The organism is Sinomonas sp., assembly GCF_051955515.1.
GTDB lineage: Bacteria > Actinomycetota > Actinomycetes > Actinomycetales > Micrococcaceae > Sinomonas.
On sequence record NZ_JBQCGQ010000230.1, the window covers coordinates 1 to 14,401 of the forward strand.

Annotated in this window: 12 protein-coding genes; 4 read left to right on the forward strand and 8 right to left on the reverse strand. The window is 66.6% G+C overall.

Annotation, left to right across the window (positions count from 1 at the left end; translation table 11 throughout):
* Nucleotides 1-297: MFS transporter (locus ACTHL9_RS13670; protein WP_440519839.1), on the reverse strand; the 297-nt coding region annotated here is incomplete at its 3' end.
* Nucleotides 298-571: 274 nt separating this feature from the next.
* A complete protein-coding gene (locus ACTHL9_RS13675; RefSeq protein ID WP_440519841.1) occupies nucleotides 572-1,657 on the reverse strand; it encodes an inositol-3-phosphate synthase in 1,086 nt (361 codons plus the stop codon).
* Between the two features lie 93 nt (nucleotides 1,658-1,750).
* On the opposite strand from ACTHL9_RS13675, the gene ACTHL9_RS13680 reads away from it, so the two are divergent.
* On the forward strand, nucleotides 1,751-2,005 hold the full coding sequence (locus ACTHL9_RS13680; RefSeq protein ID WP_440519843.1) for a PLD nuclease N-terminal domain-containing protein: 255 nt from the start codon (nucleotides 1,751-1,753) through the stop codon (nucleotides 2,003-2,005).
* 13 nt (nucleotides 2,006-2,018) lie between these two features.
* Here the strand turns inward: ACTHL9_RS13680 and mgrA are convergent, their stop codons facing one another.
* Entirely contained in the window at nucleotides 2,019-3,035 is a 1,017-nt protein-coding gene (mgrA, locus tag ACTHL9_RS13685; RefSeq protein ID WP_440519844.1) for an L-glyceraldehyde 3-phosphate reductase, read from the reverse strand.
* A 150-nt stretch (nucleotides 3,036-3,185) separates the two neighbouring features.
* Between mgrA and ACTHL9_RS13690 the strand changes: the two genes are divergently transcribed.
* Nucleotides 3,186-3,449, forward strand: a complete 264-nt coding sequence (locus ACTHL9_RS13690) for a GlsB/YeaQ/YmgE family stress response membrane protein (RefSeq protein WP_138414150.1) — start codon at nucleotides 3,186-3,188, stop codon at nucleotides 3,447-3,449.
* A 65-nt stretch (nucleotides 3,450-3,514) separates the two neighbouring features.
* Here ACTHL9_RS13690 and treZ read toward each other — a convergent pair whose 3' ends face one another.
* The 4 genes from treZ to glgX (ACTHL9_RS13710) form a co-directional block, all read right to left on the reverse strand.
* Nucleotides 3,515-5,320 (reverse strand): malto-oligosyltrehalose trehalohydrolase, encoded by a 1,806-nt coding sequence (gene treZ / locus ACTHL9_RS13695; RefSeq protein WP_440519846.1) that lies wholly within the window; start codon nucleotides 5,318-5,320, stop codon nucleotides 3,515-3,517.
* Nucleotides 5,317-7,689, reverse strand: a complete 2,373-nt coding sequence (gene treY / locus ACTHL9_RS13700; RefSeq protein WP_440519847.1) for a malto-oligosyltrehalose synthase — start codon at nucleotides 7,687-7,689, stop codon at nucleotides 5,317-5,319. The genes treZ and treY overlap by 4 nt, the downstream gene beginning before the upstream one ends.
* A 1-nt stretch (nucleotide 7,690) precedes the next feature.
* Nucleotides 7,691-10,036: a glycogen debranching protein GlgX gene (glgX, locus tag ACTHL9_RS13705; RefSeq protein ID WP_440519848.1), complete on the reverse strand. Its 2,346-nt coding sequence runs from the start codon at nucleotides 10,034-10,036 to the stop codon at nucleotides 7,691-7,693.
* A gap of 81 nt (nucleotides 10,037-10,117) precedes the next feature.
* Entirely contained in the window at nucleotides 10,118-12,220 is a 2,103-nt protein-coding gene (gene glgX, locus ACTHL9_RS13710) for a glycogen debranching protein GlgX (protein WP_440519849.1), read from the reverse strand.
* Between the two features lie 162 nt (nucleotides 12,221-12,382).
* Here glgX (ACTHL9_RS13710) and ACTHL9_RS13715 point away from each other — a divergent pair, with 162 nt between their 5' ends.
* Entirely contained in the window at nucleotides 12,383-12,724 is a 342-nt protein-coding gene (locus ACTHL9_RS13715) for a hypothetical protein (RefSeq protein ID WP_440519850.1), read from the forward strand.
* Nucleotide 12,725: 1 nt separating this feature from the next.
* Nucleotides 12,726-13,580 carry a nucleotidyltransferase family protein gene (locus tag ACTHL9_RS13720; RefSeq protein ID WP_440519851.1) on the forward strand — a complete coding sequence of 285 codons (855 nt, stop codon included), beginning with the start codon at nucleotides 12,726-12,728 and terminating at the stop codon, nucleotides 13,578-13,580.
* 10 nt (nucleotides 13,581-13,590) lie between these two features.
* Here the strand turns inward: ACTHL9_RS13720 and ACTHL9_RS13725 are convergent.
* A partial coding sequence (locus ACTHL9_RS13725; RefSeq protein ID WP_440519852.1) for a glycosyltransferase occupies nucleotides 13,591-14,401 on the reverse strand: 811 nt, incomplete at its 5' end.

Sequence of the window (14,401 nt, forward strand, 5' to 3'; positions counted from 1 at the left end):
CTTGCGGGGGCCGAATCGGTCGATGAGCCAGCCCACTGGAACCTGCATGAGGGCGTAGGTCCAGAAGAAGGCGGAGAGCAGGAGCCCCACGAGCTCGGGAGTGAGGTTGAACTCCTTCTGGATGATCGGCAGGGCCACCGAAATGGACCCGCGGTCGACGTAATTCACCGTGACCAGCACGAGCAGCAGGACGAAGAGCTTCCAGCGGACGTTGGTGCGCTTGGCCACCGGGGCTTCTGCGGGTGCCTCGGCAGCTTCCGCAGAACCTTGTGGCGGGGTTTCCTCTTGAAGGGACACGTGTCCTCCTTCACGACATCGGGAAGGGCTCGGCCGTCGAAGACGAACTAGCCCGGGGAGGTGCGCAACGTTTACGGGATCCCGGATTGGGATCCCAAAAGAAAGCCTACTAAGTGGCTATTGTCACAGTCAAGAGTTTGGGATCCCAATTAGGGATCCCATCTTCCCCCTGTTGCCCCGTCACCTCCGCACGGTCCCCCGGCCGAGCCAAGCGCACGGAAAGGCCCCCGCATCCTGAGGATGCGAGGGCCTTCCCGTAGAAGGAGTCGAAGCGTCAGCGCTCGACCTCGCCGCGAATGAACGCCTCGACCTGGGCGCGCGCCACGTCGTCGGCACGCTGCTCCGGCGGGGACTTCATGAAGTAGGCGCTCGGGGACGTCAGCGGGCCGCCGATGCCCCGATCCAGTCCGATCTTGGCCGCGCGGACAGCGTCGATGATGACGCCGGCAGAGTTCGGCGAGTCCCACACCTCGAGCTTGTACTCCAGCGAGACCGGAGCATCGCCGAAGTTGCGGCCTTCGAGGCGCACGAAGGCCCACTTGCGGTCATCGAGCCACTCGACGTAGTCGCTCGGGCCGATGTGCACGTCGCGGGGGGCGAGCTCGGCCTCGACGTTCGAGGTCACGGCCTGCGTCTTGGAGATCTTCTTGGACTGGAGCCGCTCGCGCTCGAGCATGTTCTTGAAGTCCATGTTGCCGCCGACGTTGAGCTGATACGTCCGGTCCACGGTCACGCCGCGGTCCTCGAACAGCTTGGCGAGCACGCGGTGGGTGATCGTGGCGCCAATCTGGCTCTTGATGTCGTCGCCCACGATCGGGACGCCGGCCTCGGTGAACTTCTGCGCCCACTCGGGGGTGCCCGCGATGAACACGGGGAGGGCATTGACGAACGCGACGTGCGCGTCGATGGCGCACTGGGCGTAGAACTTGGCCGCCTTGTCGGAACCCACCGGGAGGTAGCACACGAGGACGTCGACCTTGGCCTCCTTGAGGGCCGCGACAATGTCGACGGGCTCGGCGTCCGACTCCTCGATCGTCTCGCGGTAGTACTTGCCGAGGCCGTCGAGGGTGTGCCCGCGTTGGACGGTCACGCCGGTCGGAGGCACGTCCGCGATCTTGATCGTGTTGTTCTCGCTCGCCGTGATGGCCTCGGCCAGGTCGACGCCGACCTTCTTCCCATCGACGTCGAACGCCGCGACGAACTCGAGGTCGCTGACGTGGTACGGGCCGAACTTCACGTGCATGAGGCCGGGGACCGTGTCCTCGGGGTTGGCGTCACGGTAGTAGTGCACGCCCTGCACAAGGGAGGCGGCGCAGTTGCCCACGCCGACGATGGCCACGCGGATCGGATTCTCAGACACAGTTCTCCTTGCACTTACAGTTCTCGTTACCGGCCCGGTGAAGGCCAGCGACGCTTAAACTCGTCTCACAGCATGTCACAGGAGGCCAAGGCTATGGCACGTCGCCCGAACAAGAAGAAGTGGGAAGACCTGAGCCCGCGCAGGCGCGCCACGGTGATCGCCGTCGGCGCAGCTCAACTGGCGCTCAAGGTGGTTGCGTGGCGCGACCTCGCCAAGCGGCCCCGGGAGCAGGTGAAGGGCCCGAAGGCCGCCTGGTTCGTCGCGACCCTCGTGAATCCCGGGGGCCCCATTCTCTATTACGTGTTCGGGCGGCGGCGGACGACGACCATCGCCCCGACCCATCGCTGACGCCCAGAAAGGCCTAATGGGCCGCGAGGATCCGGTCGATCTCGGCCAGTTCGTCGTCGAGGAACTCCGGCCCCCCGAGCGCACCGAGGGAGTCCTCGAGCTGCCCAACCGACGAGGCGCCGATGAGCGCCGACGTCACCGGCGAGGCACCGGACGGCTGCGGGCGGAGCACCCACGAGATGGCCATCTGGGCGAGCGTCTGGCCGCGACCCTGTGCGATGGAATCGAGGTCCCTGACCATCGAGACCTTGTCCTCGGTGATCGATGACGACTTCAGGAACTGCTCCTTGGCCGCCCGCGAGTCCTCTGGGATCCCCTTGAGGTAACGGTTGGTCAGGAGGCCCTGGGCAAGCGGCGAGTAGACGATGGAGCCAGCTCCCACCTCGTCGAGCGCCTCGTAGAGGTTCGGGCTTCCCTGCTCGGTCCATCGGTCGGCCATCGAATAGCGGGGCTGATGGATGAGCAGCGGGGTGCCCAGGTCGCGGAGGATCTGCGCGGCCTCCAGAGTCTGCTGCGGCGAGTAGGAGGAGATGCCGGCGTAGAGCGCGCGCCCCGAGCGCACCGCATAGTCGAGCGCCCCCATCGTCTCCTCGAGAGGCGTGTCCGGGTCGGGCCGGTGGCTGTAGAAGATGTCGACGTACTCGAGCCCCATCCGCTTGAGCGACTGGTCGAGGCTCGAAATGAGGTATTTCCGCGAGCCCCATTCGCCGTAGGGGCCCTCCCACATGAAATAGCCCGCCTTCGTCGAGATGATCAGCTCGTCGCGGTAGGGCCGGAAGTCTTCCCGCAGGTGTCGTGCGAAGTTCGACTCCGCGCTCCCTGGCGGCGGACCGTAGTTGTTGGCGAGGTCGAAATGCGTGACGCCGAGGTCAAAAGCGCGGCGCAGGATGGCGCGCTGCTCCTCGAAATTCTTGTCGTCGCCGAAGTTGTGCCAGAGGCCGAGGGAGATAGCCGGAAGCTTGAGCCCGCTCCGCCCTACTCGGTTGTACTGCATGGAGCCGTAGCGGCTAGCGTCTGCGATGTAGGTCACGGACGCCATCGTATCGGGACCAGCTGGGCATAAAGATTCGGCATCAGGCGGCCGGAATGCGTGACTGTGCCCGCTCCGCGTGCTAGAAAAATCGGGTCAGCCGGCATACGTAGTTCTCTACCGGAAGCGCACCAGCAGAAGGAGAATAACGTGGGTTTCATCGGATTCCTGATCCTCGGCCTCATCGCCGGGGCTATCGCGAAGGCCATCCTCCCTGGCGAGCAGGGCGGTGGCTGGATCGCTACTCTCATCCTTGGCGTCGTCGGAGCGTGGCTCGGCGGCCTCATCGGTGGCCTTATTTTCGGATTCAACACCCTCGGATCGTTCTTCGAGATCCGCACGTGGATCACGGCGATTGTCGGATCCATCATCGTCCTGCTCATCTGGGGAGCGATTACGCGACGCAGGGCCTAGTACTCACCACAAGGGCGCCGACCGGAATTCCCGGACGGCGCCCTTCACTGTGTCGAGGCCACGCCTCAGTGGTCGGCGGACTCCTCATGAGCGAGGACGACGGCGCCACGGCCGGGGAACGCACAACGCCCGCCTTCCGCGCGGATCGCCTCATGTGTCGACACGATCGCCCGGCCAGTGCGGGGAAGATCGATCTCGGTCGGTCCCGGGCCGAGGTTGACCGCGACGGTCACTCCCGGACGGCTCCAGGCGATCCATCGCCCTTCCCCGTCGCCGCCGGCGACCACTTCGGTCTCGTCCAAGCGTCCCGCCCACAGGCCGGGATGCTCTCTGCGCGCCGCGATGAGGCGACGATACAGCGAGAGCAGGCGGCCGCCGTCGCCCGTTTCTGCCTCGCTCCAGTCCAGGACCGACCGCGTCCGCGTCTCCGGGTCCTGCGGATCGGGCACTAGCTCCGGATCCCAGCCCATCTTCTCGAACTCACGCAGACGCCCCTCTGCGGTCGCCTTGGCCAGCTCAGGCTCCGGGTGGGAGGTGAAGAACTGCCACGGGGTGTGAGCCCCGTATTCCTCGCCCATAAAGAGCATGGGCGTGAAGGGGGAGGCGATCGTCAGCACGGCCGCGACGGCGAGCCCGTCATAATCCAGCCTCGCGCTTGGCCGGTCCCCTGCCGCCCGGTTGCCCACCTGGTCATGGTTCTGGCTGCAGACCACGAGCTGCTTCGGCTGGATCACAGCGGGGTCGAGGGGTCGCCCGTGGCAGCGGGCGCGGAAGCTCGAATACGTTCCGTCATGGTAGAAGCCTCCGCGGAGGACCTTCGCGAGCGCCGTGGGATCCGCGAAGTCCGCGTAGTAGCCCTCGTCCTCCCCGGTGAGGGCCACGTGCACCGCATGGTGGTAGTCGTCGCTCCACTGGCCGTGGATGCCGTCACCGCCTCGTTCACGGGGCGAGATGATCCGCGGGTCGTTGAGGTCGGACTCGGCGATCAGGACCTTGGTGCGGCCCGTCACCCGCTCGATCCCCTCGGCGACCGCCGCAATCTCCTCGAGGAGCGGGACGGCGCGCCGGTCAACGAACGCATGGACCGCGTCGAGCCGCAGTCCATCCACGTGGTAGTCCGAAAGCCACAGGCGCACATTCTCGAGGATGTAGGCGCGCACCTCATCCGAGTCCGGGCCGTCCAAGTTGATGGAGTCGCCCCATCCGGTGCCGCTGCCCTCGAGGAGGTAGGGGCCGAACCGGGGAAGGTAGTTGCCGCTCGGGCCGAGGTGGTTGTAGACCACGTCCTGGATGACGCCGATCCCGTGCGCGTGGGCGGCGTCGACGAACCGCTGATAGGCGGCGGGCCCGCCGTAGCCCTCGTGCACGGTGTACCAGAGGACTCCGTCGTAGCCCCAGTTGTAGGGCCCGTTGAACCCGTTGACCGGGAGGAGCTCCACGAAGTCGATGCCCAGGTCCGCGAGGTACGGCAGCCGGGCTGCGGCGGACTCCAAGGTGCCCTCGGGAGTAAACGTGCCCACGTGGAATTCGTAGACAATTCCACCGGCGAGGTCGCGGCCCGTCCACGCCCGGTCAGCCCACTCATGGGCGGACGGATCGAACCCAGCGGACAGGGCGTGGACGCCGTCGGGCTGGCGGAGCGAGCGTGGGTCCGGCAGGGCATCCTTCTCGCCGTCAAGCACGAACCCGTAGCGTTCCCCCGCCGCGAGCTGCGCCCGCACCTTCTCCCGGTCGGCCGCAGGGACGACCCGCCAGCCGCCCTCCGAGCCCTCGAGCGGGATCCGCTCGCCGCCGAGCACGAGGTCTACTCGTTCCGCGCGCGGAGCCCACACGGACGCGGGGCCGTGGACTGCGTCGTCGAGCGTCGTCACGATGTTGCCTCCTCCGGGATGAGCAGTGCGACCGGGAGCGTGTCCAGGACCGAGTCGACCTGAAGGCGCCCCGGTTCGTGGACCACGTCAGTGAGCACATCGCGCGAGGGCCAGGGAAGTACGACGCTCGTCTCGCCCCAGCCGCCGCGGCGTTCGAGGCCCACCGGCAGACGGGTGGCAAGGACGACGGCGCCATGCGCCCCCCGCCTGAATCCCACCACGTGCTCCGCGGCCGGGCCCGCGGCATCGAGCGGTGCGTAACCCTCGAAGAGTTCGGGGTGCTCGCGGCGCAGCCGGAGCGTCCGGGAGACCACGAGGAGTTTCGCCTCGGAGGACGTGGGGCGAGGCGCCGACACGCCCTCATCCAGGGCAGCCAGAGCCTTCTCCCGAGCCTCGAAGTCCACGGAGCGGCGGTTGTCCGGGTCCGCGAGGGAGCAGTCCCAGAACTCCGTGCCCTGATAGATGTCGGGGACGCCGGGCGCTGCGAGCTGGATGAGTTTGGCCGCGAGCCCATTCGACGCGCCGTACGGCTCCACTCTGGCCGCGAAGTCCGCTATGAGCCGGTTCGCCGGTGAATCCGACGTCGCTGCTTCGACAAGACCCCGCAGCTGACCCTCGAACTCCTCGTCCGGGTCCGTCCACGTTGTTCTCAGTGCTGCCTCCCGGGCCGCCTTGAGCGCGTAGTCCGTGAGACGCTCGGCGTTAGCCGGCCAAGCCCCGAGAATCGCCTGCCAGACAAGATTTGCCAGCGAGCCGTCCGGGAGCGGCGCCTCCGCGAGGAGCTTCGGCAGCAGTTCAGCCCACTCGTCGGCGAGCTCGGACAGCACCGTGATGCGTGCGCGGGCGTCCTCGCTGCGCTTCGTGTCGTGGGTCGTGAGCGCAGTCAGCGATTGGGGGCTGTCCCGCTCACGGTCCCCCATCTTTGCGTGGAATTCGTCGAGGCCAACGGCGAACTCTGCCGGATCCGTGCCGACCTCGGTCAGGGTGCCGAGGCGGGTGTACCGGTAGAACGCCGTGTCCTCGACACCCTTCGCCATGACCATGCCCGTGGTCTGCTGGAAACGCCGGCACAGCTCCGTCGCCGGATCGGCAAGGAGGGGCTCAAGGGCTTCGATCGTCTCCGCGAGGTCCGGGCGCACGGCTGCCGCTTCCTGGCAGGCCCCGTGCAGGATCTGGACCCCGTTGGGGACGTCGGGCAGATACGTCCGGTACACCGGGAACGACGCGGCAATCTCGGCCAGCGCGGCCTCGGTCGTCTCCGGTCCCGCCGCCACGAGGGAACGCGCCTCGGGCCCGTCGCCCGCCCGCGGAACCAGTCGTGTCAGGCGAAGGATCTCGGCCCGGAGCGCACCGGATGCGATCTCCCGCTTCCCCTCGAGGGCCAAGTCCTCGAAACCCGCGGGTCTCTTGGCATCGCCTTGAGCCTGGGCGGACGCGCGCAGGCTCTGATCCAGCCGATCGAGCGGCTCCTGGCCGTCCGGGTCCACGAGGAGCCGGTCGATAAGCCCGAGGGCGTCGTAGCCGGTGGTGCCCTCGCACGCGAATGCCGAGGGCAGCGCTTCCCCGGGTTCGAGAATCTTCTCCACCACCGTGTAGGCCCCGCCCGAGAGGTCCCGGAGCCACCGCAGGTATCCCGTGGGATCAGCCAGGCCGTCAGGATGGTCGATCCGCAGTCCGTCGACGAGTCCCTCAGTGAACCACCTGCGAACCTCTGCATGGGCCTCGTCGAAGACCCATGGCACCTCGACGCGAACGCCCGCGAGGCTGGTGATGGTGAAGAACCGGCGGTAGTTGAGCCGCGTGTCGCCCTCGCGCCACGGAATGAGTCGGTAGTGCTGGCGCCCGGCGACAGCCCTCGGCTCGTCCGTCCCCTCCGTGCCCGGAGCGACCGGAAGCGCCAGTTCTCCCAGGAACAGCCGGTCGCCGTCGACCTTGAGGCCGTCGAGATCGTCGTCCGACCCCAGAAGCGGCAGCAGGATCTTCCCACCTCCGGCGTCCCAGTCGACGTCGAACGCCTCGGCGTACGGCGAGTCGCGGCCCTCCCGCAGGAGCGACCACCACCACGGGTTCTGCTCCGGCACGTCCACGCCGAGGTGATTCGGGACGATGTCCACGAGCACGCCCATCCCGCGGTCATGCGCGGCCGCCGAGAGGTGTGTCAGCCCCTCGGCGCCCCCGCGGTCGGGGTCCACCTTCGTCGGATCCGCCACGTCGTACCCGTGGTCCGATCCCTTGACCGGGGTCAGGATCGGCGAGAGGTAGACCCAGTCGACGCCCAGCCGATGGAGGTACGGCACGAGCCGCGCGGCGTCATCGAGCGTGAAGCTCGGGCGGATCTGGAGTCGATACGTCGAGGACGGGTAGCGCATGTCAGGCCTTGCCCCTCCTCGTCGGCCCCTGGCGCCTGGTCCTCTGAGGGATCTCGCGCGGGGTCTCGTCAGCGGGCGCCTCCTCAGCCGAGGACTCGTCGGCGGGAGCCTCCTCAGCGGGAGCCTCCTCAGCGGGCGCCTCCTCGACCGCAGCCTCCTCGGGCTCCTCCTGCGCCCGGCTTTCGCTCTCGGCGAGCGCCGCGAGGGATGCCGCAACCGAGTGATCCGCCTCGAGCGGAGCGGTCTCGTGGGCCTTGAGGACAGCAAGGCTCTTCGAGGCGATCCCGAGCTCGGATCCGGCGAGGACCTGCTTGCCATGGGGCAGATCACCCGAGGTGTCGATCAGCACGTCCCAGCCGGGCGCGTACTCCTGGGACGGAAGGCGGAACGTCACTTCGCCGTCGTGCGCGTTGAAGTAGAGCAGAAAGTGGGCATCCGTGATCGCCTGGCCCCGCCGGTCGACACCGTTGATCGCGTTGCCGTTGAGGAACACGCCGACCGACCGGCCGAAGGCAGTGTCCCAGTCCTCCGGCACCATCGTTTCGCCATCTGGGCGAAGCCACACGATATCCGGGAGCCGGTCGCCCTCTTCCCGTCGCACCGGCTTGCCGAGGAAGAACTTGCTGCGGCGGAATGTCGGGTGCTCTGCCCGCAGCCGTGCGACCGCCGCCGTGAACTCGACCAGCGGCCGGTCCACGGCCTCCCAGTTGATCCACGTGAGCTCGGAGTCCTGGCAGTAGGCGTTGTTGTTGCCGTGCTGGGTGCGGCCGAGCTCGTCACCATGGCAGATCATGGGAACGCCCTGGGACAGGAGGAGCGTCGCAAGGAAGTTGCGCTGCTGGCGGGCGCGCAGCTCGAGGACCTTCTCATCCTTGGTCGGCCCCTCCGCACCGCAGTTCCAGGACCGGTTGTGGGATTCGCCGTCGTTGTTGTCCTCGCCGTTGGCCTCGTTGTGCTTCTCGTTGTACGAGACGAGGTCCCGCAGCGTGAAGCCGTCATGGGCTGTGACGAAGTTGATGGACGCGACGGGCCGGCGCCCGTCCCGCTCGTAGAGGTCGGCGGATCCGGTGAGCCGAGAGGCGAACTCGCCGAGCGTGGAAGGCTCGCCCCTCCAGAAGTCGCGGACGGTGTCGCGGTACTTCCCGTTCCACTCCGTCCACTGCGGCGGGAAATTGCCCACCTGATAGCCGCCCGGGCCCACGTCCCACGGCTCGGCGATGAGCTTCACCTGCGAGACGACCGGGTCCTGTTGGATGAGTTCGAAGAAGCTCGAGAGTCGGTCCACGTCGTAGAACTCGCGAGCGAGGGTGGAGGCCAAGTCGAAGCGGAAGCCGTCGACGTGCATCTCGGTGACCCAGTAGCGCAGCGAGTCCATGAGGAGCTGGAGCGAGTGAGGCTGCCGCGCGTTGAGGGAGTTCCCTGTTCCGGTGTAGTCCATGTAGTACTGGGGGTCGTCGTCGACAAGTCGGTAGTACCGAGCGTTGTCGATGCCCTTGAACGACAGCGTGGGCCCAAGGTGGTTGCCCTCCGCCGTGTGGTTGTAGACGACGTCGAGGATCACTTCGATGTCGGCCTCGTGAAGTGCCCGGACCATTGCCTTGAACTCTTGGACCTGGGATCCAAGGTCGCCCGCTGAGCTGTAGCCGGCGTGCGGGGCGAAGAAGCCGATGGTGTTGTAGCCCCAGTAGTTGTGCAGGCCCTTGTCCTGAAGCGTGCTGTCGTCCACGAACTGGTGGACGGGCATGAGCTCGAGCGCCGTCACGCCGAGCTTCTTCAGATGGGCGATGACCGCGGGGTGCGCCACCCCGGCATAGGTCCCCCTCTGGTTCTCGGGGATCTCGGGGTGGAGGTTGGTCAGGCCCTTGACGTGGGCCTCGTAGATAACCGTGTCGTGATAGGGGATGCCCAGCTGCGAGTCATTGCCCCAGTCGAAGAACGGGTTCGTCACGACGCCGAGCATCATGTGCGGCGCCGAGTCGTCGTCGTTGCGGCTCGAGGGATCCCCGAAGTTGTACGAGAAGAGGGGCTGCGCCCAATCGAGGTGGCCGTGGACGGCCTTCGCGTACGGGTCAAGCAGCAGCTTGGAGGAGTTGCAGCGGAGTCCTTGGCTGGGGTCATACGTCCCGTGAACTCGGTAGCCGTACAGCTGGCCGGGCTGGATCTCGGGAAGGTAGCAGTGCCAGACGAAGCCGTCCACCTCAGTCATCTCGACTGTGGTCTCGCGTCGATCTGCGTCGAAAAGACACAGCTCCACCTTGTCCGCGGCTTCGCTGAAAAGGGCGAAATTGGTCCCGGTTCCGTCGAACGTCGCGCCCAACGGATAGGGGGTTCCGGGCCAGATCTCCATGTAGCTCCTCAGGTGTGGTGGGTCTCGGGGACCCGGGTGCCTCGCATCATAGCGACGGGTGATGAAACTCGCGTTACCGTCTCAGTCGTCGACCGCCTCCAGGACGACCGCGCTTCGAGCCGGAACCACAAACTCCTCCCCCGCCCCTGTACGTTCCCCCACTAGCGCCGAACTACACGTAGTGAGTACGGTCGCCCATTTGCGCGGGAAATAGCCGGTTGGAATGGAGTAGGACACGTCGTTGTCCGCTGCATTGAGGATGATGAGCATGTCCGAGTCGGCGCGCGCCCCAGCGGGTCCCGGGACGGCGCCGCCGTTGAGGAAGAAGGCGAGCGACTTCGCCCAGTCCTGGTCCCAATCGTCCGCCCCCATGGACGATCCGTCGGCGTCCAGCCAGACCACGTCGGGCAGGGGATCGCCCTCGGCGGGGGCCACGGGAGTGCCGTCGAAGAAGCGACGGCGGCGGAACACCGGGTGTTCCGTGCGGAGCCGGACGAGTCGACGCACGAACTCGAGGAGTGCGTGGTCACCGTGCGGCCAATCGATCCACGTGGTGGGATTGTCCTGGCAGTAGGCATTGTTGTTGCCAGCCTGAGTGCGACCGAGTTCGTCGCCATGGGAGAGCATCGGAACGCCCTGGGCCAGCATCAGCGTCAGGAGGAGGTTCCGCTGCTGGCGCGCGCGCAGTTCGAGGACCGCAGGATCGTCACTCGGTCCTTCGACTCCGCAGTTCCACGATCTGTTGTCGTCAGTGCCGTCGCGATTGTCCTCGCCGTTGGCCTCGTTGTGCTTCTGGTTGTAGGAGACAAGGTCGCGCAGCGTGAAGCCGTCGTGGACGGTCACGAAGTTCACGGACGCCGAGGGACGCCTCCCTTCCTCCTCGTAGAGGTCGGCCGACCCGGCCAGTCGCGTGGCGAGTTCGCGGAGCTTGCCCGGCTCGCCGCGCCAGTAGTCCCTGACGCAATCGCGGAATTTGCCGTTCCATTCGACCCACTCGGGCGGGAAATTGCCCACTTGGTATCCGCCGGGTCCCACATCCCACGGTTCGGCGATGAGCTTGACCTTGGACAGGACCGGGTCCTGGGCCACGAGCTCGAAGAAGGGCGAGACCATATCCACGTTCCCGTCTTCCCTCGCAAGCGCGGATGCCAAGTCGAACCGGAATCCGTCCACGTGCATCTCCGTGACCCAATAGCGCAGCGAATCAACGACGAGTCGCAAGGAAAGGGAATGCCCGAGGTTGAGGGTGTTTCCCGTTCCCGTGTAGTCCATGTAGTAGAACTCCTCGCCAGAGACGAGGTGGTAGTACGCCGCATTGGCGAGCCCTCGGTACGAGAGGGTGGGCCCGAGATGATTGCCCTCGGCGGTGTGGTTGTAGACGACGTCGAGGATCACCTCGATCCCCGCCTGGTGGTAGGCCTTGACCAGGTCCTTGAATTCCGCAATCTGCTGGCCCCGGTCTCCGCTGGACGAATATTCGTTGTGCGGGGCGAAGAAGCCGATGGAGTTATAGCCCCAGTAGTTGGACAGCCCCTTGTCGGTGAGGATGGGGTCCTCGAGGAATTGGTGGACGGGCATGAGTTCGATCGCGCTCACCCCGAGGCTCACGAGATGGTCGACGACGGCGGGATGCGCCGCGCCGCGATACGTCCCCCGGAGTTCGGCCGGCACAGCGGGATGAAGCTGCGTCAGCCCTTTGACGTGGGCCTCGTAGATGACCGTCTCGTTATAAGGATGCCGCGGAGGAGCATCGTCTTCCCAGTCGTACTCGCCGTGGTCGCACACGATCGACAGGAGGGCACACGGGAGGGAATCGGTCGGGTCGAGAGTAGCGGGTTCCCCGAACACGAACGCATGGACTGCCTGCTCGCCCCCGTAGCGTCCTGCCACCGCGAGCGAATAGGGGTCAAGCAAGAGTTTGGCGGGATTGAATCGGAGGCCGCGCTCAGGCAGCCATGGACCGTGGACGCGATAGCCATAGAGCTGCCCCTCGCCGACCCCCGGGACCTCTGCTTCCCAGCGGACTGCGCCGTCGGCCTCCCCTGCCTTGGTGAGGTCCGAGCATGACTCGGCTCCGTCGTCGTCAATGAGGCAGACCTCGACTCGCTCGGCCTCCGCAGCGGTCGCCACCGCGAACGCGACGCCCGTTTCAGTCAGGCGGGCGCCGTAGGGCTTGTCCTCCATGGGCCGACACTATCCCACTGCCCCGACACTGGACGGAAGGGCCTCATCAACATAGCTTGTGTGCCGGGCGTCACGATGTGATGCCTCCGTAACATCCATGACAAGTGTTTGCGTAACCGCTTACACTGTCACTGACATCGAAGAATCATCTGGGGGGTCGCCATGAGCTTCCGCAGCCTGGCGCTCGGGGATAAGGTCACATTCCTCGATACTGGCCCGACTCCGTTCAATGTGCGCGCCATCTCCCCCGACCAGCGCGTCGTCATCTTGAGCAGACCCGTGGAGGGTACGGAGGCGGTTGAGTACACCATGATCGACTGGGACCGCGACGCCCGGGGGCTGGATGGGACCTTCGGCAAGGGGCATCTCGTGGGCTCTGGCGTCCATCGGAACCTGTGGCGCTTCTTCCGCGGAGTCTCGGTGGATGCACCGGCGACCCAATCGGTGATGGATTTCACCCGCTGGGTCAACCTCTCGATCACCGCGGTGAACGGACGCCCCTGACGTGACTTCCGAAGTCGATCTGCCGCAGGCCGACCGCATCCAACTGGCCCACGCCCTCATCGAGCACCTCGCCGTCGCATCCGGCATCGATCTTCTGCACATCAAGGGATACGCCGCCCACGAAAGCCTCTACGAGAAGGGCCGAGTCAGCAGTGACGTGGACGTGCTCGTCCGGCCGCGCGATGCCGCGCAGCTCGCCGAAGTACTCGTTGCCGACGGATGGGAAGCCGTCACCTCGTTTCGGACGGGCTCGGTCTTCCACCACGCGATGACGCTGTGGAATGAGCAGTGGGGGCACGTCGACATTCACCGCAGCTTTCCTGGCGTCGGGCTCGAACCCGACGCGTTCTTCGAGCTCCTCTGGGCCCAGCGGGACTCCACCCAGATCGCAGGCCGGCCGTGTCGCGTGCCCGGGCGTCAGCACCAGGCGCTCCTGATCGTCCTCCATGCCGCCAGAGACCCGCACCGCGGCGCTTCCGATGTCGACTTCGTCAGGAAGGCCCGTGGCCGGGAAGAGTGGGAGCGTCTGGAGCTGCTTGCCGACCAGGTCGGCGCGTCGATCACGTTGGCCGCCGCCACGGGACGACTCGGCGAGTGGCAGGGTCATCCCGACCATGACATCTGGCACGTGGCATCGCGAGGAGGCACCCGCGTCGAATTGTTCCGGGCGAGATGGCGTGCGTCCCGGTCTGGACGGGAACGTTGGGCTCTGCTCCGCGGGCTCCTGGTGGTCAACCGCGACCACCTCCGGATGAAACTCCTGCGGGAGCCCCGCCCTACGGACTACGCCGCTGAGCTGCGGGAACGGGTGCGCGAAGCCGTCCGCTCTCTGATGGCGGGACGAACCACGATCTGACCGCCCGCTCTCACCGCGTCGTCTTGGCAAGATAGGCCACCTCTGCCCGCAGCCACGTGCGGAAGCGTTCCTCGGAGAAGTCCTCTACCCGGGTCTGGATGGCTCGGGCATCCCACTCCCCCGCATCGAAGGCGAGGACCGCCGCACGGATGGCATGCGCCGTCGGCCGCTCGATGAATCGGCCTGTGACGCCCTCAACGATGGTGTCCAGATACCCACCTGCCCGCAGTGCGATGGTCGGCTTGCCCCAGGCTCCCGCTTCGAGCGGCGTGATGCCGAAATCCTCGTGCGACGGCGCAACGAGGGCCTTCGAACGGGAATACGCCCACCGCATCTGCCCGTCGCTCAGCCCTGCCACCAGTCGGACGTTGCCGGGCAGGCGCTCGTGCAACGCGGCCCGGAGGGGCCCGTCGCCGATGATGAGGAGCCGCTCACCCAGGCCGCGGAAAGCCTCCACCGCCTCGTCCACGTTCTTGTACGGCAGAAGCCTCGAGACGAGCAGAAAATGGCCGCCCTCCCCCACGAACTCCTCGAGGCCTTCGACGGGCTCGACAGACCCCGCGATGTCCACACTGTGGGGCGGATGGAAGAGGGCTGCCTCAAAGCCATAGACCTCTCCGATGCGATCTCTCACCACGGTCGAGTTGGCCACGTAGCGGTGCGCCCTCGCCGCCGCCCATCGATCCCACGGGACAAGCAAGGGCTTCAAGGAAGCGAGGGCGAGCGCCGCCGGATTCCGTTTCCCTCCAGGGCCGAGGTACTGGTCCGAAAGGTAGAGCCAGCGCGCCGGCGAATGACAGTAGACCAACCTCCGTCCCGCA